Raw genomic sequence first — 23,110 nt, forward strand, 5'->3', positions numbered from 1 at the left:
TGAAAACGGTTCTCACCTTCGGCGGATCGCCCGCCTCATCCCGAAGGAGACCCATGGCCAAGCACACCGACCTGCGCCCCATCGTCACCCTGCGCTCGACGGCCGGCACGGGCTACACGTACGTGACCCGCAAGAACCGTCGCACGCACCCGGACCGTCTCGTCCTGCGCAAGTTCGACCCGGTCGCCCGCGTCCACACCGACTTCCGCGAGACCCGCTGACGCGCCGGTCCCGGACCCGAGGTCGCCACTCGCGACGGATGCCGCTGAGCCCCGCTCAGCGGCATCCGTGCGTCTAGGCTCGGAGCTAGCCCTCGAGCCATCGAGATCGCGAAGGAGCGACATGTCGATCGAGCACCACATCGTCGGGTCCGGCCCGCGGACCATCTTCCTCACCCACGGCTGGTTCGGCTCGTCCGACGGCTGGGGCCCCTTCGTCGACTACCTCGACCCCGATGCGTTCCGGTGGGTGTTCACCGACGTGCGGGGCTACGGCGCGCGGATGGGTGAGGAGGGCGACCAGTCCCTCGGCGAGACCGCTCGCGACCTGCTCGCCCTCGCAGACGAGCTCGGCGTCGACCGCTTCACCATCGTCGGGCACTCCATGGGTGGGTCGGCGGCGCAGAAGGTCCTCGCGCTCGCGCCCGACCGGGTCGAGGCGATCGTCGCGATCACCCCGGTCGGCTCGATGCCGACGCCGTTCGACGACGAGGGCCGCGCCCTGTTCTGGGGCGCGCCGGAGCACCGCGACAACCGCATCGGCATCATCGACCTGCTGACCGGCCACCGCGACACACCGCGGTTCCTCAGCACGATCGCCGACTGGTCGCTCGCGCACTCGACGGTCGCGGCCTACGCCGGCGCGCTCGAGGCCTGGGCCAACCCCGACTTCGCCGACGACGTCCGAGGCCAGCAGCTGCCCGTCCTCGTCGCGGTCGGCGAGCACGACCCGGCGCTCGGCGCGGAGACCGTGAAGGAGACGTGGCTCCCGCTCTTCCCCAACGCGCGGCTCGAGGTCATCCCCAATGCCGGGCACTGGCCGATGTTCGAGACCCCGGTCAACCTGGCCACGACCGTCGACGCGTTCCTCAGGGGCCTTCCCGAGCCTGACTGAGACGCGAAGGCCCCGTGACGCCGGGACCTAGCCCAGCGGCATACGGGCGCGGTCCGTGGAGGTCAGGAGCGCGCGGGGGACCGCCGGGGCCGTAGCGGGGGTTGCCGTCTCGTCCGCGGCAGCGGACGACTCTGCGAGCAGGCGTGTCGTGTCGATCCCGTCACGCAGCAGCTGGACGAGGCGCTCCTCGTTGTCGAGGACGCACGCCCGGGCGATGCCGTCGATGGCGAGCGCGACGAGCGTCGAGGCGGCGGCGGGGCGGAGCGGGGTGAGCCGCCCGCCGGCACGGTCCATGAACCGTCGAGCCCAGGCCTCGGCGACCGGCGCCGACGAAAGGGCGAGCCGGGACGCGGCGCTGACGGAGTCGACCGTCCGGCCGGCCTGGACCGCGAGCACCCGCTCGGCGCTGAGGATCGCGAGCGCCATGATGTTCTGGCGTTCGGCGGCGGCGACCGGGAGGGCGGCCCGGGCGGCGAGGATCACGAGCGAGACCGGCACACGGTCGTCGGTGGGGTTGAGCCCCACGACCTCGGGGATCATCGGCGCTAGCTGCTGGCGGGTCCCCTCGTCGAGGGAGTCGTTGATGCAGCGCGCCATCGAGGCGAGCACGGGGTGGGTGCAGGTGGGATGGTCGCTCCACTTCTCGCCCGCCAGGTAGGAGGCCATCTCCATGAAGCAGGCGCCCTTGCGGGGGTTGCGGTGACGACCCCGGGAAAGGATGGGGACACCGTCGGGCACGTAGGTGGCTCGTCGCAGCATGGCTGACTCCTCAGGTCTCGGGTCTCGGACACGCACGGCCTTCGTCCAGCATGCGCCCACTTCGCCACATTGACCAGAGGTTTCGACAGGTCCCACCGGCTCGCGCATGGAAAGGTGGGCGCAACAGCGCCGTCACGAGGGGGTCCCCATGCCTGAGCAGCTGGTCATCGAGCGCACGTATGCCGCTTCGCCCGATCGCGTCTGGGACGCGTGGACCCGCTCCGACGAGGTCGAGCGCTGGTACTGCCCCAACCCGACCGCCCCGACGTCGGCCTCGCTCGACGTCCGCCCCGGGGGCGAGCACCGCGTCGACATGGGTCCCTACCGTCTCACCGGGCGCTATTCCGCGGTCGAGCCCGGGCGCCGCCTCGCCCACACGTGGTCGTTCGACGGCGGTGACGAGACGGCGGTCGACGTCCGCTTCGAGCCCGCCGGGACCGGGACCCTCGTCACCCTGACGCACGAGGGCTTCGCCGCCGACGACGACCGTGTCGGCATCCGTCAGGGCTGGGAGCTCAGCCTGCTGCGCCTCGCCGCCCTCCTCCAGGCCGAGGAGACCGCCGCGACGGCCTGACGCCGTCAGACCGGGGGGAGGACCCGCCCTGTCCAAAACGGGATCCGCCACGCACAATCGGTTCATGCCGCCCGAGCCGACGACGACCGGGATCCGGGCCCACGTCGCCGACTCGTGGGTCCGCTCCGCCGCGGCCGGTGTGCGCGCCGACACCGTCGACGCCCCCATCACGCTGCCCGAGGACGCCCTGCGCGACCACCGCGCGGCCCACCCGCTCGCTAGCGTCTTCCCGCTCCTTGACGACGTCCTCGGACAGGCGGCGCGCGACTGCGACGCGATCATGGCCGTGTCCGACGCCGCGGGGCAGCTGCTCTGGGTGTGCGGCACGCCGAGCGTCCTGCGCCGGGCCGAGTCCATCGGCTTCGTCGAGGGGAGCAACTGGGACGAGCGCCTCGCCGGCACCAACGCGCCCGGGATGGCGTTGCGCCTCGACCGGTCGGTCAACGTCGTCGGCGCCGAGCACTTCCGCCGGTCGGTCCAGCGATGGAGCTGCGCAGCGACGCCGATCCACGACCCGACGGACCAGTCCCTCCTCGGGGTCCTCGACATCACGGGGGGCGACGACATCGTCGTCCCGCAGACGACGGCGATGGTCCGGGCCGCCGCCCGGATGGCTGAGGCGGAGCTCGCCCGCGAGCTGCTCGTGCGCGGCCGCGCGCCGGTCCCGCACCAGAACGGCCGGGGTGTCTCGGTCCTCGTCGAGGCCCTCGGCCGCAACGACGCCCTCCTCACGGTCGACGACGGGCGCAGCCACCGAGAGACGCTGCGCCTCAGCCCGCGGCACAGCGAGATCCTCCTGCTGCTCGCGTCCGCCGCCCGCGGCCTGTCCGGCGACGAGCTCAACGTCCTGCTCTACGAGGAGGACAGCAGCGGCTCGACCCTGCGCGTCGAGCTGGGGCGGCTGCGCCACCTGCTCGGCGACGACCTGCTCGCGTCCCGCCCCTACCGCCTCGTCGCCGAGCTCGCCGGCGACTGGCTCGGGGTCGAGGCCCAGCTCGCAGCCGGCGACATCGCCGGGGCCATGCGGGCCTACCGCGGGCCCCTTCTCCCGCGCTCGGTCGCGCCCGGCGTCGTGCGCCTGCGCGAGAGCATCGAGAGCGACCTGCGCCAGGCGCTGCTGCGCAGCGGCCGGCCCGACCTCATGTCGGCCTGGACCCGCTCGGCCTCCGGCGCCGACGACTACGAGATGTGGCAGGCCCAAGCGGCGGCGCTCGGCCCCGGCTCGCCCCTCATGCCACTCGTGCACAACCAGATCCTCCGCCTCGACCGCGAGCTCGGCGCTCCCTGAGGGCCGCCCTGCCGGCCGGTCGTATGCCGCCGGGCCGGGCACCCGGGGAGCGTGGGCTCGCGACCCGGCTGAGCGGCATACGGGCTCGGCGTGGGCCGCCCGGCCGCGGACGCAACGTCGATGCAACGTTGCGCTGCCTACGGTCCTCCCAGTCCCCCGAACGTGGGGCCCACCGACGATGTTGGGAGTACCACCATGACCGTCTACGCGCCCCCCGGGGCACCCGACTCGCTCGTCTCCGTCGAGCACCGCTACGGCCACTTCATCGGTGGCAACTGGGTCGACCCCAAGAAGGGGCGCTGGTTCGAGAACATCTCGCCCGTCACGGGCAAGCCGTTCTGCGAGATCGCCCGCGGCACCGAGGAGGACATCGACGCCGCCCTCGACGCCGCGCACGCCGCCGCACCCGCCTGGGGCCGCACCCCGCTCGGCGAGCGCTCGCTCATCCTCAACCGCATCGCCGACCGCCTGGAGGCGAACCTCGAGGCGCTCGCCGTCGCCGAGTCGTGGGAGAACGGCAAGGCGGTCCGCGAGACCCTCGCCGCAGACCTCCCGCTCGCCGTCGACCACTTCCGCTACTTCGCGGGTGTCCTTCGGGGACAGGAGGGTTCGAGCAGCGAGATCGACGAGAACACCGTTGCCTACCACTTCCACGAGCCGCTCGGCGTCGTCGGGCAGATCATCCCCTGGAACTTCCCGATCCTCATGGCCGTCTGGAAGCTCGCCCCGGCGCTCGCGGCCGGCAACGCCGTCGTCCTCAAGCCCGCGGAGCAGACGCCGTGGTCGATCCTCAAGGTCATGGAGCTCATCGGCGACCTCCTGCCGCCCGGCGTCGTCAACGTCGTCAACGGGTTCGGCGTCGAGGCCGGCAAACCGCTCGCGAGCAGCCCCCGCATCGCGAAGATCGCCTTCACCGGCGAGACGACGACCGGCCGCCTGATCATGCAGTACGCCTCGCAGAACATCATCCCCGTGACCCTCGAGCTCGGCGGCAAGTCGCCGAACGTCTTCTTCGAGGACGTCGCGCAGGAGCGGGACGCCTTTTACGACAAGGCCCTCGAGGGCTTCACGATGTTCGCGCTCAACCAGGGCGAGGTCTGCACGTGCCCGTCGCGTGCCCTCGTGCAGTCCTCGATCTACGCCGACTTCGTGCCCGACGCCGTCGCGCGCGTCGAGAAGATCGTCCAGGGAAACCCGCTCGACACCGCGACGACGATGGGCGCGCAGGCCTCCAACGACCAGCTCGAGAAGATCCTGTCCTACATCGACATCGGCAGGCAGGAGGGCGCGAAGGTCCTCACGGGTGGCGAGCGCAACGTCCTCGACGGAGACCTCGCAGGTGGGTACTACGTCACCCCGACGATCTTCGAGGGCGACAACTCGATGCGGATCTTCCAGGAGGAGATCTTCGGGCCTGTCGTGTCGCTGACGAGCTTCTCCGACGAGGCGCAGGCGCTGTCGATCGCCAACGACACGCTCTACGGTCTGGGCGCCGGTGTGTGGACGCGTGACGGCTCCCGCGCCTACCGGATGGGTCGTGGTATCAAGGCCGGTCGCGTGTGGACGAACTGCTACCACCAGTACCCGGCCCACGCCGCCTTCGGTGGCTACAAGCAGTCGGGCATCGGCCGCGAGAACCACAAGATGATGCTCGACCACTACCAGCAGACGAAGAACCTCCTCGTCTCCTACTCGCCCGACGCCCTCGGGTTCTTCTGACCGGGACGTGACCTGTGGGCGACATGTCCTCCCAGACGGGCGAACCCGGCACCCATCCCGCTTCCCTTGGCCGGGTGACCCTGACCGGTGAGGCGGCGGACCTGCTCCGCCGCCTCACCGGCACCCACGGGCCGCTCATGTTCCACCAGTCCGGCGGCTGCTGCGACGGCAGCTCGCCCATGTGCTTCCCGGCCGGTGAGTTCCTGACGAGCGAGGCCGACATCCACCTCGGCGACCTCCGCGTGGACGGGCTCGAGGCGCCGATCCCCTTCTGGATGTCGGTGTCGCAGTACGCCTATTGGAAGCACACGCACCTGACCGTCGATGTCGTCGCCGGCCGGGGGAGCGGGTTCTCCGTGGAGGCACCCGAGGGAGTGCGGTTCCTGATCCGCTCGCGGCTGCTCACCGACGATGAGCTCGAGGCGTTCGGCATCGAGCGTCCGGTCGTTGCTGTCCTCCCGCCGTCCTGACCCGGGCGTGGAGGGTTGAGGCCCTCATGGGGGCTGCAACCCTCCACGCTCTGCGTTCCGGGCCTACTCTGACGCAATACGTTCAGGACTAGGGGGATCGCACGATGGCCACACGTCGTTCAGCAGTCGGGGTCGCGGTCGTCGCCGCTGCGGCGCTCGCAGGGATGTCGGTCCCTGCCCAGGGCGCGCCGACCGGGTTCACGAGCACGGCGACCGGCACGGTGTTCATGCCCAACCCCGTCCAGGAGCTCGGCATCGAGTCCCTGACGGACCAGAAGGACGCCGACTACCCGGCCCTCGCCCCGGCCTACCACCGGGAGACCCTCACCGACCTCGACGGGTCGGGCACGCTGACCGGGGCCTATGCCGCGGTGAAGAGCTCGACGGGGCAGGCGGCGACGTCGGTCAACGGGGTCTTCCCCGACTGGCACCGCAACAGCGACCAGTTCGAGCAGGTCATGGGCTACTTCTGGGTGACGACGGCCCAGGCCTACCTCCAGCACCTCGGCTTCGGGTCGACGCTCCGACCCGTCAACCAGCGCCAGATCAAGGTGCGGATCGACCAGTACGGCGGCGACAACTCGTTCTTCCGCGACAACAAGGCCGACATCACCCTCGGCAAGGGCGGTGTCGACGACGCGGAGGATGCCGAGGTCATCGTCCACGAGTACGGCCACTCGGTGCAGGACGGGCAGGTCCCCGGCTTCGGGACCAACCTCGAGTCGGGGGCGATCGGGGAAGGCTTCGGTGACTACCTCGCTGTGGTCGTGACGAGCTGGGCGGCTGGTGCGCCGACCCTCACCCCCGAGGCCTGCGTCGCCGACTGGGACTCGGTCTCGTACACCTCGACGGTGCCGCACTGCCTGCGCCGGCTCGACGGGACGAAGGTCTACCCGACCGACCTCAAGGGCGAGGTCCACGCTGACGGCGAGATCTGGTCGCGGGCCCTGTGGGACATCCGCGGCGCCCTCGGTGACGTCAAGGGCACGACGACGATCGTCGAGGCCCAGTTCGCCTTCGCCAAGGACACCTCCCTCCACGACGCGGCGCTCGCGACCGTGGCTGCGGCCCAGCGTCTCTACGGGACCTCGGCAGCCAAGCAGGTGACGAAGGCCTTCGCCGCCCGCGGCATCCTCTGACCCTCCCAACCGCGTGCGATGACGCCAGTGAGGCCGGCTCCTGCAGGAGCCGGCCTCACTGGTGGATGTCGGCAGGTCAGCCGATGAGCTGCAGCGTCACGGGACGAAGCTGCTCACGCGGGTCGACCAGTTGCCGAGGGCCGTGCGGAGGCCCGGTCCGTGGTCGGGCCCGGCACACGTGCCGAGCAGGTTGTCGCCGGTGCCACCCGCGAAGAACGGGCCACCCCAGGTGGTGTAGTCGCATGCGCCGGAGATGTACTCGCTCGCGACCCAGACCTTGCTCCCGTCGACGGCTGCCGCGCCGTAGTCACCCCATCGGGGGCGCGGCGCGCTGTTCAGCTGGGCCCGATAGCCCGTGAAGCCGTCGTCGGTGGCCATCCCGTCGCCACCGGGCACGACGTTCCAGTCCCCGACCCCGTAGACCGCGTCGATCGGGGCGTAGGCAGCGCTGGGGTAGGTGGCGTCGCCGGTCGCCGTGAACGCCATGACGCCGCGTCCGCTGGCCGTCACGCCGATGGCCGGGTAGGTGAAGTCCATACCCGTGGCGCCGAGGTAGCCCTGCATCGCCATCTTCGGAGCGAGCGTCGCGCCGCCCGGCTTGACGACGTACCACCCGATGCCGGCCCGGTTGGAGCCGCCGACGGTGACGGCGGTGTCGAGCGCACCCCACAGCTTGCCGTTGGCGTACGTCACCTGCTGCATGCGGGTGTCGTTCGAGTCGGGGGCCGAGACGACCTCGTTGTGCGGCGGCGGCCCGACGAGGAGCCTCCAGCAGCCGGTCTGGCCAGTGAAGAGCAACGTCGTCGTGTCGTTGATGCAGTGGCCCTGCGGTGTGCCGGTCCCAGGCGCGGTCCCCGAGCCCGGCTGCTGCTGCTTCGGCGGCAGCGCGTACTGGTTGGCGTCGATGATCCGGTTGGCGAGGTGCACGTCGGCGCTCCCGCTGGCGAGCGAGGCGGTGTTCGTCAGGGACCACACAACGAGCTGGTTCGACTCGTAGGTGCCGCCGCTCCCAGTGATGGGATGCGTGGCCTCATCGGCAGCGTTGGAGCTGAGGAAGTACTCCGTGCCGTTGCTCGCGAGGTTGAACGAGCCCGTCCCGGGCGACTGGGCGGGCCACACCGTGAACCCGGGCTGCGTGCTGCCGGCTTGACTGGGCGCGTTGACCGTGCCGAACGTGTCGATGTGCTGCATCGTCACGTTCGCGGCCCCGGCTGCGAGCTGCGCCTTCGAGAGGGCATAGATCTGAGCGCCGTCGAAGCCGTTGCTCTGCCACGGGTAGGCGTTGGTCGTCAGGTAGATGCCGTTGGCGTCGGCGCCGATGTGCGGGTAGTCACCAAGGCAGGGGCACGGGTTGACGCCGCCGGCGTTCGTGCCGTCGTTCGTCACGTCGATCTTGTAGATGTTCCACAGGCCGGTCGGGTCGGAGGTCTTGCTCACGGCCAGGTCGAGGTGGTTCGTGAAGACGTAGCCGGTCCCGGAGGAGTTGGGATCGATCGTCAGGACGACCATGAAGAACCGCTGGGTCGCGGCGTCGTAGATGCACGTCGGGTCGGTCAGCTCAGGCCCGCGGACGCCGGTGGTCCGGATGATGGCCGGGGGGTACCCGTAGAACGAGTTGAGGTCGACGGCGTGGTTCACGTTGCGGGGGAAACCGCTGACGATGTTGGTGGCCGTGTTGTCAGGCAGGACGGACTGCCCGCCCGTGTTGTAGACGTTGACGACGTCGTTGACCGCCTCCATGACGTAGCCTCCGCCGACGCACATGGCCTGGTCCGGGGGCTCCACGGTGAACTGGTTGCCCCGACGGGCGTAGCGCTGCTGGTAGAGGTTGAGGCCCTCGAACCCGTTCGAGAAGGTCGGGTTCGACTTGGCCTTCTTGCCGCTGTTGACGGAGACGCCCTTGCCGGGCGCGTGCCCCAGCGAGAGCGTCCGGTCGGTGATCGTCCCCGTGAAGGCGTCGGGGGTCCCGTTCTCCTCCTCCTGGGCGGGGAACTCGGGTCCCTGGTCACCAGTCGGGCTGTCGCCCGTGACGATGGAGGAGGTGCCGGCGAGGCCGATCGACTGCGATGCCGCCTGGGCCGGCAGGCTGGGTATGGCGAGCGCGGCCACGACGACGGCTGGGGCCGTCACGGCAGCGAGGCGCACGAGACGCGTGCGGTGCAGCGTCATGGGCTTGTCCTTTCGAGGTTGGCCAGCCCACGGGTGCACCCAGGATCGGCGTCACCCGGGCTGGCACGCCAGACCGGAATGGGGCCGACCGACCTCGGTGTATCGGCGTCGCCGGGGAGCCGGGTCGTCCTCAGTCGCCCACTCTTCCATCACACGGACGCTCCCGCAGGAAAAACCCGTGACGCCAGTCACGTCCGCGGAAGGTCGTGCGCCGCGCTGCGGGCTCGGCGGCATACGGCGAAGGCCCCCACCTCGGGGGTGGGAGCCTTCGCGCGAGACGTATGCCGCCGGGCCGGGTCAGGCGGTCGGCGCGGGCTCCGGCTCGGGCGCGGTCGTGACCTCCGTCGAGCCGCCCTCGTTGCCGCGGCGGACTGCGGCGAGGAGCATCTGTGCGACGTCGACGACCTCGACGTCCTCGGACGCGGCACCCTCGTGGATCTTCGCGTTGAGCCCGTCGGAGAGCATGACCTTGCAGAAGGGACAGCCGACGGCGATCCGGTCGGCGCCGGTCGCGAGGGCCTCCTCGGTGCGGTTCGTGTTGATCCGCGTGCCGAGCTTCTCCTCCATCCACATCCGCGCGCCGCCGGCGCCGCAGCAGAAGGACTTCTCCTTGCTCCGCTCCATCTCGGCGTACTCGACGCCCGGCAGCACGGCGAGCAGCTCGCGCGGCGGGGCATAGACCTGGTTGTGGCGGCCGAGGTAGCAGGGGTCGTGGTAGGTCACCTTCGTGCCGGTCGACGCGGCACCGGCGAGGTCGGCCTCGCCGGGGCGGGCGACCGGGGTCAGGCGCTTCTCGCGGACGAGGCGGTTGAGCAGCTGCGTGTGGTGGAGGACCTCGTACTGCCCGCCGACCTGCGGGTACTCGTTCTTGATCGTGTTGAAGCAGTGCGCGCAGGTGACGACGATCTTCGTCGCGCCGACCTCGTTGAGGACCTCGACGTTCTGCTGGGCGAGCATCTGGAAGAGGAACTCGTTGCCGGCGCGGCGGGCCGAGTCGCCCGTGCAGGCCTCGCCGTCGCCGAGGACGGCGAAGGAGACGCCGGCCGTGTGGAGCAGCTCGGCGACGGCCCGGGTCGTCTTCTTGGCCCGGTCCTCGAAGGCGCCGGCGCACCCGACCCAGAAGAGGTAGTCGACCTCGGACAGGTCCTCGACGTCCTGCCCGACCTGCTTGACCTCGAAGGGGAGGTCCTTGGCCCAGTCCATGCGCAGGCGCGGCGCGAGGCCCCAGGGGTTGGCGTTCTTCTCGAGGTTCTTGAAGAGCCCGTTGAGCTCGGCCGGGAAGGCGGACTCGATGAGGTTCTTGTAGCGGCGCATGTCGACGATCGCGTCGACGTGCTCGATGTCGACGGGGCACTGCTCGACGCAGGCGCCGCACGTCGTGCACGACCAGAGCACGTCCTCGTCGATGACGGCGTCGGGGCCGTGCGGGTTGTAGGCGCTGAGGGGGTTGGTGATGTCGTAGCCCGTCTCCCCGACGAGCTGCTCGACCGCGGCGGCCGCCTTCGTCGCGTCGGTGAGCCCGTCACCGGAGGCGCGGAGCTCCTCGGTCGCGAGCAGCCACGGCGCCTTGGCGTGCGCGTGGTCGCGCAGCGTCATGACGAGAAGCTTGGGGGAGAGCGGCTTGTCGGTGTTCCAGGCGGGGCACTGGCTCTGGCAGCGGCCGCACTCGGTGCACGTGGTGAAGTCGAGCAGGCCCTTCCACGTGAAGTCCTCGACCTTGCCGACGCCGAGGGCGGCGTCCTCGTCGAGCTCGTCGATGTTCTCGAAGTCGACCGGCTGGCCGGCGATCGTGATCGGCTGGAGCTCGGCGAGCGACGTGCGGCCGTCGGCGTGACGCTTGAAGAAGATGTTGAAGAAGGCGAGGAACCGGTGCCAGGCGACGCCCATCGTCGGCTGCAGCGCGATGGTGATCATCCACGCGAAGCTGATGAGGATCTTGACCGCCGCGATGATGACGATGAGGTTCTCGATCGTGCTGACGGACAGGTCGAGGAAGAAGTTGCCGATCCACCCGGTGAGCGGGAAGTGCAGGGCGGTGTCCTGGCCGGTGCCGAGCTTGCGGGCGAGGGTCCACTCGAGCGCCCGGAGCAGGCCGATGCAGATGGTGACGCCGAGGATGGTCAGCTCGACGTAGTAGGCCTGCCAGAACGTCGACCCGTAGAACCGGCTGCGGCGGCCGTGCTCACCCCGAGCCGACCGCGGGTGGTTGACCTGCCGGATCACCATGAGCACGAGGATCCCGATGAAGCCGGCGAAGGCGAAGAAGTCGGTGATCCACTCGTAGAGGAAGAAGTGCCCGATGAGCGGGAGCGCGAACTCGGGGTCGAAGAGCTGTCCGAACGCGTTGAGCAGCGTGAAGAAGAGGACCCCGAAGCTCACCATCGTGAACCAGTGCGCGGCGGCGACGACGGGCAGGCGCGACATCCTGGTGTGCCCGAGGAACTCGCGGAAGAGCGTCCGGGTGCGGGCGCCCTTGTCGGCCCCGCGGTCCTCCGGCTGCCCGAGGTGGAACGTCGCGACGAACCGGTTGATCGTCTTGATCAGCAGGGCGACGGCGACGGCGGTCACCGCGAGGCAGACGACCGCGGCCACGATCTGGAGGGCACTCATGCGGGGGAGTCTACGCAGGGGCAAGCAAGCGCTTAGTCCATTGTGACCCCGGTCCCGTTGTGACGTGAGTCGCGATCTCGCGACCGTCTGTGCGTATGCCGTGGGGCCGGGTCCGGGCGGCCCTTTGCCGCCCACCTTCTGGGCAGTACTTGGCAGCAGATAACGCAATGTTGGAATATACATAAGGAGGGTCCGGTTGTCGCCGATGGCCGGCCCCCTGCCCGGGTGCGGTCGGACCGCATCACCGACCCATCGCCGAGACCAACGTCCAACCGCAACGCACCGCCCAAGGGGGCCAACGACATGCCGATCTACGACGACGTGACCAAGCTCATCGGCAACACGCCGCTCGTCCGACTCAACCGGGTCACCGACGGAGCCGAGGCGATCGTCGCCGCCAAGCTCGAGTTCTACAACCCGGCGAACTCGGTGAAGGATCGCATCGGCGTCGCGATCGTCGACGCGGCCGAGGCGAGCGGAGAGCTGAAGCCGGGTGGCACGATCGTCGAGGCGACCTCCGGCAACACCGGCATCGCGCTCGCCATGGTCGGCGCGGCCCGCGGCTACACCGTCGTGCTGACGATGCCCGAGTCGATGAGCAAGGAGCGCCGCGCCCTCCTGCGCGCCTTCGGCGCCGAGCTCGTCCTCACCGACCCGGCCACCGGCATGAAGGGCGCCGTCCAGAAGGCCGAGGAGATCGCCGCCGAGCGCGGTGGCGTCCTCGCCCGCCAGTTCGCCAACGAGGCCAACCCGGAGATCCACCGCAAGACGACGGCTGAGGAGATCTGGAAGGACACCGACGGCGAGGTCGACATCGTCGTTGCCGGTATCGGCACCGGCGGCACGATCACCGGCGTCGGGCAGGTGCTCAAGGCGCGCAAGCCGAGCGTCCAGATCGTCGCCGTCGAGCCGGAGGAGTCCCCGATCCTCAACGGCGGCCAGCCCGGCCCGCACAAGATCCAGGGCATCGGCGCCAACTTCGTCCCGGAGATCCTCGACACCGAGATCTACGACGAGGTCATCGACGTCAACGCCGAGACCGCGGTCACCTACGCCCGCCGTGCCGCCACCGAGGAGGGCCTCCTCGTCGGCATCAGCTCCGGCGCCGCGATCGCTGCCGCCGCCCAGGTCGCTGCCCGCCCCGAGAACAAGGGCAAGACGATCGTCGTCATCGTCCCCTCGTTCGGCGAGCGCTACCTCTCCACGATCCTCTTCGAGGGTCTCGTCGACTGACGTCGGCACCACCACCAACTCCCCCGGAGGACCGCATGAGCACCGCAGCACGCACCGAGCCCGCTCGCCGCGCCGAGCCGTCGCTGACGCTCGTCACCGACCGGGCACGCGAGGCGGGCGACGGCCGCGAGCCCGCCCAGCGGCATACCGACGAGTCGTACGCCGGTGTGCTCGGCTTCGTGCGCAAGCTCGCCGACCGCGCGCTCGAGGACCTCGACTCCGCCATCGCGCGGGACCCGGCAGCGAGCTCCCGGGTCGAGGTCCTGCTCACCTCGCCGGGGCTCCACGCGATCTGGGCGCACCGCGGCACGCACGCGCTGTGGTCCCTGCCCGGGGGACGGCTGCCGGCGCGCGTGCTCGCGCAGGTGTCGCGGTTCGCGACGGGCGTCGAGATCCACCCCGGAGCGCAGCTCGGCCGGCGGTTCTTCATCGACCACGGCATGGGTGTCGTCATCGGTGAGACGGCCGAGGTGGGCGACGACGTCATGCTCTACCACGGGGTCACCCTCGGCGGCCGGTCGCTTGCGAAGGTGAAGCGGCACCCGACGGTCGGCAACCGCGTCACGATCGGTGCGGGGGCGCGGGTGCTCGGCCCGGTCCTCATCGGCGACGATGTCCAGGTCGGTGCCAACTCGGTCGTCGTCAAGGACGTGCCTGCCGGTGCGGTCGCCACGGGCATCCCGGCCATGATCCGCTTCCCGAAGCGCGACGCCGCCAACCAGTGGGTCGACCCGGCCATCTACATCTGAACCTCACGCTGCACCGAACGACTCGGGGGACGGCTCCGGACCACGCTCGCACGGGAGTGGTCCAGGGCCGTTTCTTCGTCGTGGTGGGCGTGGCTCCCGAGACAAAGTGGCTGTACGGTATAGACATCCTTCTAGAAAGTCCGCTATAACGTTCATAGGCCGAAGTACGTTATAGCGTCAGCGCATGGCGCGAAGGTGACGGGAGTGCCATGGAGGTTCGCACGGTGTCCGACCTCGGCGGCGCGCTGCGCAGGGCGCGCGTGGATGCAGGCCTCACGCAGGAGGAGCTGGCCGAGCGGGTCGGAGTCGGACGTCAGTGGGTGACCCTGCTGGAGCGGGGCCGCGCCAACCCCAGGTGGGAAAACCTGCGGGTCGCCTTCGACGTACTGGGCGTCACCCTTCATGTGGAGCTCTCCGATTCGGCTCACTCGGCCGGTCGTCCGCCTTCTGGACGGGCCTCCGCGGACGATGCGTCGTTGGCAGGAGCGCGTCCGGAGGACGACGTGCTCGACCTCGATACGTACCTCGCTGAGCACCAGGCGGAGCAGTGAAGCGGCTCGAGGTCTGGATGGGGCGCACCGCCGCCGGAGCGCTTGTTCAGGCCAACGACGGCCGGTTGACCTTCACGTATGACTCCGACTACGCCTCGACCCCCAACCGGACCCCACTGTCTCTTTCCATGCCGCTCACTGTGGAGCGCCACCAAGGTCGCGTCGTGCTGCCGTTCCTCCAGGGACTCCTGCCCGACAATGTCGAGGTGCTGGGCCGCTGGGGTCGACAGTTCGGCGTCTCACCACGAAACCCGTTCGGTCTGCTGGCACACGTCGGCGCGGACTGCGCGGGCGCGATCCAGTTCCTGCCCGAGGGTCGCGAGCCGGACACCGGGGACATCCAGTGGCTGACGGACGACGACGTGGCTGCCCGCCTGCGCCTGCTCCGGCAGAACCCCACTGCCTGGCTGGGGGAGGACGCGCACGGCCACTTCAGCCTCGCAGGCGCCCAGTCGAAGTTTGCCCTGCTCAGGCAGGGCGATCGCTGGGGCGAGCCGACGGGGGCGATCCCGACAACGCACATCCTCAAACCGGCTGGCCCCTTCGAGATGCAGGACCTCAACGAGTACCTCTGCCTTCGGACCGCTGCCGCACTGGGAGTGCTGACGGCGCACTGCGAGTACCGCACGTTTGTCGACGAGGTTGCCTTGGTGGTGCAGCGCTATGACCGGCGGCCCGCGGATGCGCCCGAAGGAGTTCGGCGTATCCATCAGGAAGATTTCTGCCAGGCCCTGGCTGTGCACCCCGATCGCAAGTACCAGTCGCAGGGAGGCCCTGGCCCGGCTGCCATGGTCGAGCTCCTGAGGAGGTCGGTTGCGCCAAGCGTCGCCGACGGTGACATCGTCCGTGTGGTCGAGGCTCTTGCCCTGAACTGGGCGCTGGGCGCGACCGATGGTCACGCCAAGAACCATTCGTTGTTGCTCTCGGGGCGCCAGGTGCGCCTTGCTCCCCTCTATGACATCGCATCCGCCCTGCCCTATGCGACGGCGCCTCCAGGGGCAGGCCGTCGCGGCCGTATGGAGCTGGGCCGGCTGGCTCTGGCCCTGAAGGTGGGCCGTCACTACGCCCTGCGGGACATTGACCGACGCGACTGGGAGATCCTCGCGCAGACGGCCTCTGTGGATCCGGACGTGGTTCGGTCGGTCGTCACGACGGTGCTCGACCAAGTGGTCGACGCGATGGCCGGCGTCGTGACCGCAACGAGTGCCGAAGGTGTGGGAGCCCCCGAACGCGCGTTCGTGTCGAGGCTGCTCGATGCAGTGGGCAAGCATGTGGACCTGTGTCGCAGCGCCATGAGGGGTCACGCGGTCGGATCCTTGCGCCACAGGCCCGAGCGGTGAGTCTGTCCGGGTCTCCCGGCCGAGCCGGCTGTGGCGCTTGTGTGCCCGAGGGGCCGCCGACGCTCGTTTCGGATCCCGGGCTTCGGCGCGGCTAGACTTCGGCGCACCTGGAGGGCTCGCATAGTGGCCTAGTGCGGCGGTCTTGAAAACCGCTATGGGTTTACGCCCATCGTGGGTTCGAATCCCACGCCCTCCGCCAGCCTCCCCGTTCGATGTATCAGCGCGGCCCCGGGCACGCGCGGATACATCGACCCGGGGGTGTGCCTAGCCAGTCCACTCGGCCGGGAGCAGCTCAGAAGAGGGCCTTCGTGAGGGTCAGCCCGGGGTCGTGGGCGAAGACCCAGTAGAAGGCGAGGGCTGCGCCGGCGAGTGCCATGTCCTTGTTGAAGGAGATCATCTCCATCTGCCTGCTCATCGGGTCGGTCTCCTTCCAGAAGCCGTGCATGAGCACCGCCGTCGGGACGAGGAAGACAACGAGGAGGATCGAGCCGAGGTCGCCCCAGAGGCCCAACAGGACGGAGAGGCCGCCGAGCAGGATGAGCACTCCCGAGGCGAAGGTTGCGGGGACCGCGAAGGGCACTCCGCGCGAGGCCGCGTAGCCGCCCATCTCCTTGCTCTTCGTCAGGTGGCCCAAGGCGGACCCCAGGAAGAGGGCCGCGAAGAGGATGCGTCCGATCAGAAGGATGACGTCCATGGTGCCGCTCCTTGGCAGGCCCCGAGGATCGAGGCCTCGCTAGGTCCCATGATCGTCGCCATTTGATGTTCTGTCACCGGCCGACCACCGTCGCGGGTCTGCCACCTCGCACATCCCTGCGCTTCGCTTCTTCGCCCGGGTGGAGTGGTTGGGGTGTTTCCGGCCCGGATCGCTTCGGTGTCTTCGCCCGGGTGGAGTTGTGGCGGTGGGAGCGTCTCGGAGGTGGCGCTCAGCTCGCCGTGACGTCGATGAGCACCTTGCCCACCGTGCCCTGCTGCACCGCGTCGTGCGCCTGAGCCGTCTGTTCGAGAGGGAAACGTGTCAGCGGCAGGCCGTGCTCCTCGCCGACCCGCAGCGCGCCGGCCGCGAGCGCCGCGCTGACCCCCGCGACGGCGGCGGCCTTCTGATATGTGGGTGCCTTCTGTCAAGGAGGGCATGGTGAGGCGCCGCCGGGCTGGCTGCTCGGCGGCGCCTCGTCGTTCCTCGCGGGCCGGGGGCGCGTGTCTGTCGACGGCGCGGTCAGTCTGATATTCGCGGGTTGGCTACCGCAGGGCGGTGGTTCGGCTGGAGCGTTCTCGCGGTCTGAGGTCGAGCGTGGCCGTGGTGGGCTGCTCACAGAAGTCAGGGCGGGTTGGCTCCTCGCGCTGCGACCGGCGGGCGGGGGACGAGTCGGTCGGGTCAGGTCTGCATGACGGCCAGTGACCAGCACCATCCGGCCAGCTCACGAGCGACCGCGGTGGTGGTGATGGTGTGCTTCTTCTTCCGGGTCTCGAGCTGGACCCAGCGGTGGTGCAGGCGCCGGTTGCCGGCGTCGGCCCGGGCCACGACCGGGGCAGGCGCCAGCGCCCACCGGTCAAGGATGGTCTTACCGGGTGAGTATCGCGGCTTGTGGTGCCACGCGGACTCGATCAGGAGTCGGCGTGCGTGACTGTTTCCCGTCTTGGTGACCCCGCCCTGGGAGCGTTTCTCGCCGGTCGAATGCTCACTGGGCACGAGTCCGAGGTAGGAGCCGATCGTGCCTCCGGTGAGGCGGTGCCAGTCGCCGATCTCGACGGCGAGAGAGAACGCGGTGAGGGTGGCGATACCGCGCAGGCACGCGAGGCGTCGGGTGACGTCGGTGTACTCGCTGTCGCCAGCCATTGCGGCGATCGCCGCGTCGAGTCGGTCGCGGCGGGTGGTGGCCAGCTGGACGCTCTCGTAGGCATTCTCGAAGGCTGCGCGGGTGCCGGCCTGTTCGAACCGGACCCGACGTAGCCACGCGTCGTGCACGCTGTTCCACGTCGCACCGCCCGAGTAGACGTGACCGTGGCGCAGGAGCAGCTTGCCGACCCGGTGGCGAGCCCGCATCAGCTCGCCACGCACGTCCTCGCGGGCGCGGACCAGGTCTCGTGCAGACTCCTGGGCCACCGTCGGCACGACGACCGGGACGATCTCTCCCATCCGCAGCAGCCGAGCGAGCAGCACCGCGTCCCGCGAGTCGGTCTTGACCCGGTCGCCGGCCGGCCGGATCAGCTTCGAGGGTGCCGCGACCAGGCAGTCGATCCCCGCTGCGGTCAGCGCCCGGTACAGGCCGTACCCGGTCGGTCCTGCTTCATAGGCGACCGCACCGGCCCTGGCAGCTTCCTCAGCCACGCGATCACGATCTCGGGATCAGGGACCAGCCGCTGCGTGACGAGCTCGCCACTGACCCCGTCGATGGCCGACGCCGCGATCGATCGTGCGTGCACGTCCAGCCCAACACTCGTACGCTCATGAAACACCGGGGCCTCCCACAACTGTCGGATAGGCCGGGCAAGGAGCTTCTTGTCCGGTAACCCACGAACATGTGTGAGTGAGGCCCCGGCCCGCAACCCCTCGAATACGAGGGCGTCACGTCATACCGTCTGAGCGGCGGTGACCGTGTAGGTCAGGATGAACTGGTAGCGGATGTTCTTCGTCATGCTCGGGCGGAACGGGATGGTCAGCGGTTCGCCCGTGTCGGTCGCGTAGAGCGCGACCGTCCCGCTGGGCGCGAGGACGTCCAGGTCGAGTGCGAGGTTGGCGTCCGGGTTCACCTCCACGACGAGGTCGACACCGCGAGGGCTGAGGGCCCTGACGGCGGCGGCGACGTCGTCGGTCCGGTAGTTGACGACGTGCTCTGCTCCGGCCGCGCGGGCCATGGTCCCCTTGCGGTCCCCGCTGACGGTGGTGATGACCGTCGCACCTGCCCACCGGGCCAGCTGGATCGCAGCGTGCCCCACGGCACCGGCGCCCCCGGCGACGAGCACGACGAGACCGGAGAGGGCTCCAGGGGCGAGTCGGTCGGGCGCGTCCTCGTGCGCGGTCAGGGCCCGGTGCGCCGTCAGTGCCGGGATCCCGAGCGAGGCGCCCGTGTCGAAGCTCTCCGCCTCGGGGAGCGGGACCGCCTGGGCGCTGGGCAGCACGAGGTACTCCTGCGCCGTGCCGTCCGTGCGCTGCCACGCGGCATCCCAGAGCCAGACCCGGTCGCCCGGAACCACGCCGGACACGTCCGGGCCGACCGCGTCGACCACTCCGGCCCCGTCCTGGTTCGGCACGAGTGGATGCGGAAGCTGCTCGCCACCCGAGCCACCCTGACGGGACTTCCAGTCCGTGGGATTGACTCCCGACACGACCACACGCACCCGGACCTCGCCCGGTCCCGGCGTCGGCAGGGGCTTGTCATCGATCAGCCCGAGAACCGAGCTCGGGCCCGTCGTGGTGTAGGTGATGGCTCGCACGATGCCCAGTCTGCCGTGACCGCGCGCAGGTCGTCAGGGGCCGCTGCCGCCGGTCACCTTCCACGAGCCGTCGTCCTGCTGCTGGACGGTGAAGAAGACGGTGTGCTTGCCGTCCGGCAGTCCGCCGTCCCAGCCGGTCGCCGTCAGCTGGGTCGAGAAGACGCGCTCGCGGTCGTTCGGCTGTGCGGGCGAGCGGTCCCAGCCGACGTCGCTGACCGCGATCCGGCCGCAGAGCCCGTCGTCCCGGGCGGCGATCCCCCCGGCCTCCATCGTGCGGGCGGCCTCGCAGTCCCCTGCGGACAGGGCCTTGAGATAGAGAGCCATGACCTCACCCGGGCCCGAACCGGACTCCGGAGTCGGCACCACCGGCCCGCCTGCGCAGCCGGCCAGTGAGAGTCCAACGACAGCGAGTCCCGCCGAAGCGCACGCCGTGCCGACCGACCGTCCCCTAGTCGTCACGCCCCTGATCGTCATGCCCCCGTTCGTCATGCGCGATTCCTACCTCACCTGAGGCCGAGCCGCCCGCTCAAGCGGAACAACGGCCCGGCCCTGGGAACCGGCCCGGCGGCATACGCGCTGGACGGTCGTTGCAGGCGCGAAAAAGGGGCCTCCGCCGTCGCGGAGAGCCCCTTTATCACACTCTTGACTCATCCGCCGGTCCAGCCGGGAGCATGGCCGGACCTGCGGATGACGTCTTCGACGCGAGCATAACAGTTCGGCAACCATGTCGTGTCAACGGGTTGACCCTCCTGCGACCCCGTGAGATACGAGGGTGTGATCAATCCGACTGCTGGGGATCCTGTCGGTCGCGCCGCCGAGGTCCTCAGTGGTCTCGGCCCGCTCGCCCTCGTCCACACGCCCCCGCTCGTCCTGCGCGGGAAGCGGTTCGACGCTACGGCCCCGGCCGTGATGGCGATCGTCAACCGGACTCGCGACTCCTTCTTCAGCGGCAACCGCCACGCCGACCTCGACTCCGCCAAGGCTGCCCTCGAGAGTGCCCTCGAGCTCGGCGCCGACATCATCGACGTGGGTGGCGTTCGCGCGGGCCAGGAGGGCGAGGCGGTCGACGCCGCGGAGGAGATCCGCCGCGTCGTGCCGTTCCTCGAGTGGGCGCGTGGCGCGCACCCCGGCATCGTCCTCAGCCTCGACACGTGGCGCTCCGAGGTGGCCCGCGAGGCCGCCTCGGCGGGGGTCGACCTCGTCAACGACACCTGGGCCGGCCACGACCGCGACCTGGTCCACGTCGCCGCGGAGATCGGGGCCGGCTACGTCATCTCACATACCGGAGGGCTGCCGCCCCGGACCGACCCGGTCGACGTCACCTACGGTGACGACCCGCTCGATGTCGTGCGCGACGTCGTGACCACCCTCGCCGACGGCGCCGCGCAGGCGTTGCGGGCCGGGATCGCCGCCGAGCGGATCCTCGTCGACCCCACCCTCGACTTCGGCAAGACGACAGCACACTCGCTCGAGGTGCTGCGGCACACCAGCGCCATCGCATCGTTGGGTTTCCCTGTGCTGCAAGCGATGTCACGCAAGGACTTCGTCGGCGAGAGCCTCGACCTGCCCGCCGAGGAACGTCTCGAGGGGTCCCTCGCGGCGACCGCCGTGGCCGCGTGGCTGGGTGCGACGGTCTTCCGCGCGCACGACGTCCGGGCCACGCGCCGGGTCCTCGACATGGTCGCCACGATCCGTGGCGACCGGGCCCCGGTCCTCGCCCTGCGGGGCACCCGGCAGGCACCAGCTGCCGACGCCGGGTGAACGCCTGAATTTGCTTCTCGTTCCACGAGGACGACTCGCGAGTAGCGTGCTAAGTTCGACGCGGTTGCAGTTGCAGTTCCTCGCAGTCGAGTAGGTGCCCGTCATCCACAGGTGGCGGGTTTCTTATCGACATCGACGGGTCCGCCCGACGAGTGGAGTCAAGCGGCAGCCTGGGGCTCACGAGGTGTGCGGTCCCACTGGCTAAGAAGGAAAGAGTTACCGGTATGGCACAGGGAACCGTCAAGTGGTTCAACGCTGAGAAGGGCTTTGGTTTCATCGCCCAGGACGGCGGCGGCCCCGACGTTTTCGTCCACTACTCGGCCATCCAGACGAACGGCTACCGTTCGCTGGACGAGGCGCAGCGCGTCGAGTTCGAGGTCACGCAGGGTCCGAAGGGTCCGCAGGCCGACGCAGTTCGTCCGCTCTGACAGAACGCAACGAGCGACACCCTTAGTCGTTTGTGACGAGGCCCCCCGGCTGATGCCGGGGGGCCTCGTTCGTCCCCAGGGACAGCCAGCCGGGCGTATGCCGCTGGGCCGGCTCTCCGGCATACGGCCGGGTGGCGCTCGTCGATGAGCCCAGGGGTCAGCACTGCTCGTAGCTCTTGTCCGCAGACACCGTCCCCGACGAACGGCTCGGGGTGGGCTTCGGCGACGCGGACGCCGTCGCTCCCGGCGTCGCGCTGGCCGAGGGCGTGGCCGCGGGCGGCTCGATCGCCTTCTGGATCATCGAGCGGATCAGCCGGTAGCTGGGGTTGCCCGGATCGATCCCCTGCTTCGGCGTGAGGGCGACACTCGTGATCGTCGCCTTCTGCACGCGGTCGATGAGCTCGGCGAACGCGCCCAGGTTCTCGGCGGGGATGTCGGTGTAGATGTTCTCCCGCGCGATCCGAGCGAGCTCGGGGTACTTGCCGATCATGGCGGCCGGGTTGACCTGCTTGATGACGGCCTGGACGACGCACCGCTGCCGCGCCTGCCGGTAGAAGTCGTCGTCGGCGGCCCGGGTCCGGGCGTACCACAGCGCGAGGTTGCCGGAGAGGTGTTGGAGGCCGGGGGAGAAGTAGCCCTTCTCGCCGATGACGCCACCGTGCCCGTCGCTGTGACCGCCGATCGGCAGCTTCGTGCCGTAGCCGCTCAGCTTGACGTTGACGTCGACACCGCCCATCGCGTTGATGAGCTGTTCGAAGCCCTTGAGGTCGATGACGACGAGGTGGTCGATCTTCAGCCCGGTGACCTCCTGGATGACGGCCCGGGTCTGCTCGCGTCCCGGCGCGACGCCGCTGAACGACCCCGGGTGGTTGCGCCGGTAGTCGTCGACCTCGGTCCAGATCGCGTTGAGCATGCACGGGTCGTTGGGGTCGACCTGCTGACGGAAGCAGACCGGGCTGCCGTAGACGCCGCTCGGGTAGAGCTTGCGCAGGGGGCTGTCCTTGGGGAGAGGCACGTTCTGGAGGTTGCGCGGCAGCGAGATGAGGGCCGTGTTGCCGGTCTTCGTGTCGATGCTCGCGACGATCATCGAGTCGGTGCGCGTCCCGTCGCGTCCGACTCCAGCGTCCGAGCCGAGGAACAGGATGTTGACGCGCGGGGTCTCGGCCCAGGGATCCTCCCCGGCCACGACCTCTGCCGCTCGTCCCGGTTCGGGAGGCGGGGCGCTGCCGAACACCTCCGTCACGGTGTCCTTGGTGATCAGGGCGTACTCGACACCCTTGTAGGACGTGCCGGCGACGAGGAGCACGAGCACCGTGGTGACGGCTCCGAGCGTCCGGGTCCGCGCCCGGTCGAGCGACGGGGGTCGCGCCTGGACGGCGGTCGCGACGATCGATGCGCACCAGACGAACCCGAGCACCCCGAGGGACACGGGGGCGACCCTGAGCACGTCCTGGTTGGTGAGGAGCGACAGCGCACCCGTGCTGATGCCGCGGGAGTAGACGTACCAGGCGAGCCCGGCGACCGACCCGAGGAAGAGAAGGAGGAGCAGCCACCCGGTCTTGCGGCTGCGCGTTCGCGTGAGGCCGGCACCGGGTATGGCCGTGCCGAGGATGGTGAGCCCGAGCGCACGACGGAAGCCAGCGCGAAGGTCTCTCCGAATGGACCGACGCCCGCCGGAGGACGCCTCGACGGTGGGGCGCCGGTCGTGCGGTCGGCTCATGGGGTCCTTTCCGAGAGCGGGTCATCGGCGGCCCTCAGATTGTCCCCCAGGAAAC

Annotated in this window: 20 protein-coding genes, 1 tRNA gene and 2 pseudogenes; 14 read left to right on the forward strand and 9 right to left on the reverse strand. The window is 69.9% G+C overall.

Features of this window, described 5'->3' with window-relative positions; translation table 11 throughout:
* Positions 1 to 53 precede the first annotated feature (53 nt).
* Entirely contained in the window at positions 54 to 221 is a 168-nt protein-coding gene (rpmG, locus tag N865_RS11645; RefSeq protein ID WP_034805869.1) for a 50S ribosomal protein L33, read from the forward strand.
* 121 nt (positions 222 to 342) lie between these two features.
* Entirely contained in the window at positions 343 to 1,113 is a 771-nt protein-coding gene (locus tag N865_RS11650; RefSeq protein WP_034805872.1) for an alpha/beta fold hydrolase, read from the forward strand.
* A gap of 27 nt (positions 1,114 to 1,140) precedes the next feature.
* Here the strand turns inward: N865_RS11650 and N865_RS11655 are convergent, their stop codons facing one another.
* Positions 1,141 to 1,872 carry a hypothetical protein gene (locus N865_RS11655; RefSeq protein ID WP_034805875.1) on the reverse strand — a complete coding sequence of 244 codons (732 nt, stop codon included), beginning with the start codon at positions 1,870 to 1,872 and terminating at the stop codon, positions 1,141 to 1,143.
* Positions 1,873 to 2,020: 148 nt separating this feature from the next.
* On the opposite strand from N865_RS11655, the gene N865_RS11660 reads away from it, so the two are divergent.
* The 5 genes from N865_RS11660 to N865_RS11680 all read left to right on the forward strand — a co-directional run bounded on the left by N865_RS11660 (position 2,021) and on the right by N865_RS11680 (position 7,062).
* Positions 2,021 to 2,446, forward strand: coding sequence for an SRPBCC family protein (locus N865_RS11660; RefSeq protein ID WP_034805877.1), 426 nt, complete (start codon positions 2,021 to 2,023; stop codon positions 2,444 to 2,446).
* A gap of 64 nt (positions 2,447 to 2,510) precedes the next feature.
* Complete coding sequence (locus N865_RS23730) at positions 2,511 to 3,734, forward strand: GAF domain-containing protein (protein WP_034805880.1); 1,224 nt, start codon at positions 2,511 to 2,513, stop codon at positions 3,732 to 3,734.
* Positions 3,735 to 3,929: 195 nt separating this feature from the next.
* On the forward strand, positions 3,930 to 5,453 hold the full coding sequence (gene exaC / locus N865_RS11670; protein WP_034805883.1) for an acetaldehyde dehydrogenase ExaC: 1,524 nt from the start codon (positions 3,930 to 3,932) through the stop codon (positions 5,451 to 5,453).
* A gap of 23 nt (positions 5,454 to 5,476) precedes the next feature.
* Positions 5,477 to 5,923, forward strand: a complete 447-nt coding sequence (locus N865_RS11675; RefSeq protein ID WP_051510494.1) for a DUF779 domain-containing protein — start codon at positions 5,477 to 5,479, stop codon at positions 5,921 to 5,923.
* 104 nt (positions 5,924 to 6,027) lie between these two features.
* A complete protein-coding gene (locus N865_RS11680; protein ID WP_034805890.1) occupies positions 6,028 to 7,062 on the forward strand; it encodes a M36 family metallopeptidase in 1,035 nt (344 codons plus the stop codon).
* A gap of 96 nt (positions 7,063 to 7,158) precedes the next feature.
* Here the strand turns inward: N865_RS11680 and N865_RS11685 are convergent, their stop codons facing one another.
* Together N865_RS11685 and N865_RS11690 are read right to left on the reverse strand one after the other, a co-directional pair.
* Positions 7,159 to 9,231, reverse strand: a complete 2,073-nt coding sequence (locus N865_RS11685; RefSeq protein ID WP_051510489.1) for a hypothetical protein — start codon at positions 9,229 to 9,231, stop codon at positions 7,159 to 7,161.
* A gap of 297 nt (positions 9,232 to 9,528) precedes the next feature.
* The gene (locus N865_RS11690; RefSeq protein ID WP_034805893.1) at positions 9,529 to 11,841 is read right to left on the reverse strand and encodes a heterodisulfide reductase-related iron-sulfur binding cluster; all 2,313 of its coding nucleotides are present in this window, start codon (positions 11,839 to 11,841) and stop codon (positions 9,529 to 9,531) included.
* 303 nt (positions 11,842 to 12,144) lie between these two features.
* Between N865_RS11690 and cysK the strand changes: the two genes are divergently transcribed.
* The 5 genes from cysK to N865_RS11715 all read left to right on the forward strand — a co-directional run bounded on the left by cysK (position 12,145) and on the right by N865_RS11715 (position 15,913).
* Positions 12,145 to 13,074: a cysteine synthase A gene (gene cysK, locus N865_RS11695; protein ID WP_034805896.1), complete on the forward strand. Its 930-nt coding sequence runs from the start codon at positions 12,145 to 12,147 to the stop codon at positions 13,072 to 13,074.
* Between the two features lie 35 nt (positions 13,075 to 13,109).
* Positions 13,110 to 13,823: a serine O-acetyltransferase EpsC gene (gene epsC, locus N865_RS11700; RefSeq protein WP_084328164.1), complete on the forward strand. Its 714-nt coding sequence runs from the start codon at positions 13,110 to 13,112 to the stop codon at positions 13,821 to 13,823.
* A gap of 209 nt (positions 13,824 to 14,032) precedes the next feature.
* Complete coding sequence (locus tag N865_RS11705) at positions 14,033 to 14,374, forward strand: helix-turn-helix transcriptional regulator (RefSeq protein WP_034805898.1); 342 nt, start codon at positions 14,033 to 14,035, stop codon at positions 14,372 to 14,374.
* Complete coding sequence (locus N865_RS11710; RefSeq protein WP_051510490.1) at positions 14,371 to 15,714, forward strand: type II toxin-antitoxin system HipA family toxin; 1,344 nt, start codon at positions 14,371 to 14,373, stop codon at positions 15,712 to 15,714. Before N865_RS11705 ends, N865_RS11710 begins: the two co-directional genes overlap by 4 nt.
* A gap of 109 nt (positions 15,715 to 15,823) precedes the next feature.
* A tRNA-Ser gene (locus N865_RS11715) sits at positions 15,824 to 15,913 on the forward strand.
* A gap of 93 nt (positions 15,914 to 16,006) precedes the next feature.
* Here the strand turns inward: N865_RS11715 and N865_RS11720 are convergent.
* The 5 genes and pseudogenes from N865_RS11720 to N865_RS11735 form a co-directional block, all read right to left on the reverse strand.
* Positions 16,007 to 16,408 (reverse strand): DoxX family membrane protein, encoded by a 402-nt coding sequence (locus N865_RS11720; RefSeq protein ID WP_034805900.1) that lies wholly within the window; start codon positions 16,406 to 16,408, stop codon positions 16,007 to 16,009.
* A gap of 229 nt (positions 16,409 to 16,637) precedes the next feature.
* A pseudogene (locus N865_RS23550) lies at positions 16,638 to 16,811 on the reverse strand (NADPH:quinone reductase); the annotation flags it as partial.
* A 275-nt stretch (positions 16,812 to 17,086) separates the two neighbouring features.
* Positions 17,087 to 18,040: an IS110 family RNA-guided transposase gene (locus tag N865_RS11725; protein ID WP_245603736.1), complete on the reverse strand. Its 954-nt coding sequence runs from the start codon at positions 18,038 to 18,040 to the stop codon at positions 17,087 to 17,089.
* 254 nt (positions 18,041 to 18,294) lie between these two features.
* Positions 18,295 to 19,146 (reverse strand): annotated as a pseudogene (locus tag N865_RS11730) (NADPH:quinone reductase); the annotation flags it as partial.
* A 33-nt stretch (positions 19,147 to 19,179) separates the two neighbouring features.
* A complete protein-coding gene (locus N865_RS11735; RefSeq protein ID WP_157557668.1) occupies positions 19,180 to 19,470 on the reverse strand; it encodes a hypothetical protein in 291 nt (96 codons plus the stop codon).
* A gap of 546 nt (positions 19,471 to 20,016) precedes the next feature.
* Between N865_RS11735 and folP the strand changes: the two genes are divergently transcribed.
* Both folP and N865_RS11745 read left to right on the forward strand, forming a co-directional pair.
* The gene (gene folP / locus N865_RS11740; RefSeq protein ID WP_034805964.1) at positions 20,017 to 20,907 is read left to right on the forward strand and encodes a dihydropteroate synthase; all 891 of its coding nucleotides are present in this window, start codon (positions 20,017 to 20,019) and stop codon (positions 20,905 to 20,907) included.
* Positions 20,908 to 21,131: 224 nt separating this feature from the next.
* Positions 21,132 to 21,335: a cold-shock protein gene (locus N865_RS11745; protein WP_034805904.1), complete on the forward strand. Its 204-nt coding sequence runs from the start codon at positions 21,132 to 21,134 to the stop codon at positions 21,333 to 21,335.
* A gap of 157 nt (positions 21,336 to 21,492) precedes the next feature.
* Here the strand turns inward: N865_RS11745 and N865_RS11750 are convergent, their stop codons facing one another.
* A complete protein-coding gene (locus N865_RS11750) occupies positions 21,493 to 23,055 on the reverse strand; it encodes an LCP family protein (RefSeq protein ID WP_034805906.1) in 1,563 nt (520 codons plus the stop codon).
* Positions 23,056 to 23,110: the final 55 nt, after the last annotated feature.

This window comes from Intrasporangium oryzae NRRL B-24470 (assembly GCF_000576595.1).
Classification (GTDB): Bacteria; Actinomycetota; Actinomycetes; order Actinomycetales; family Dermatophilaceae; genus Intrasporangium_C; species Intrasporangium_C oryzae.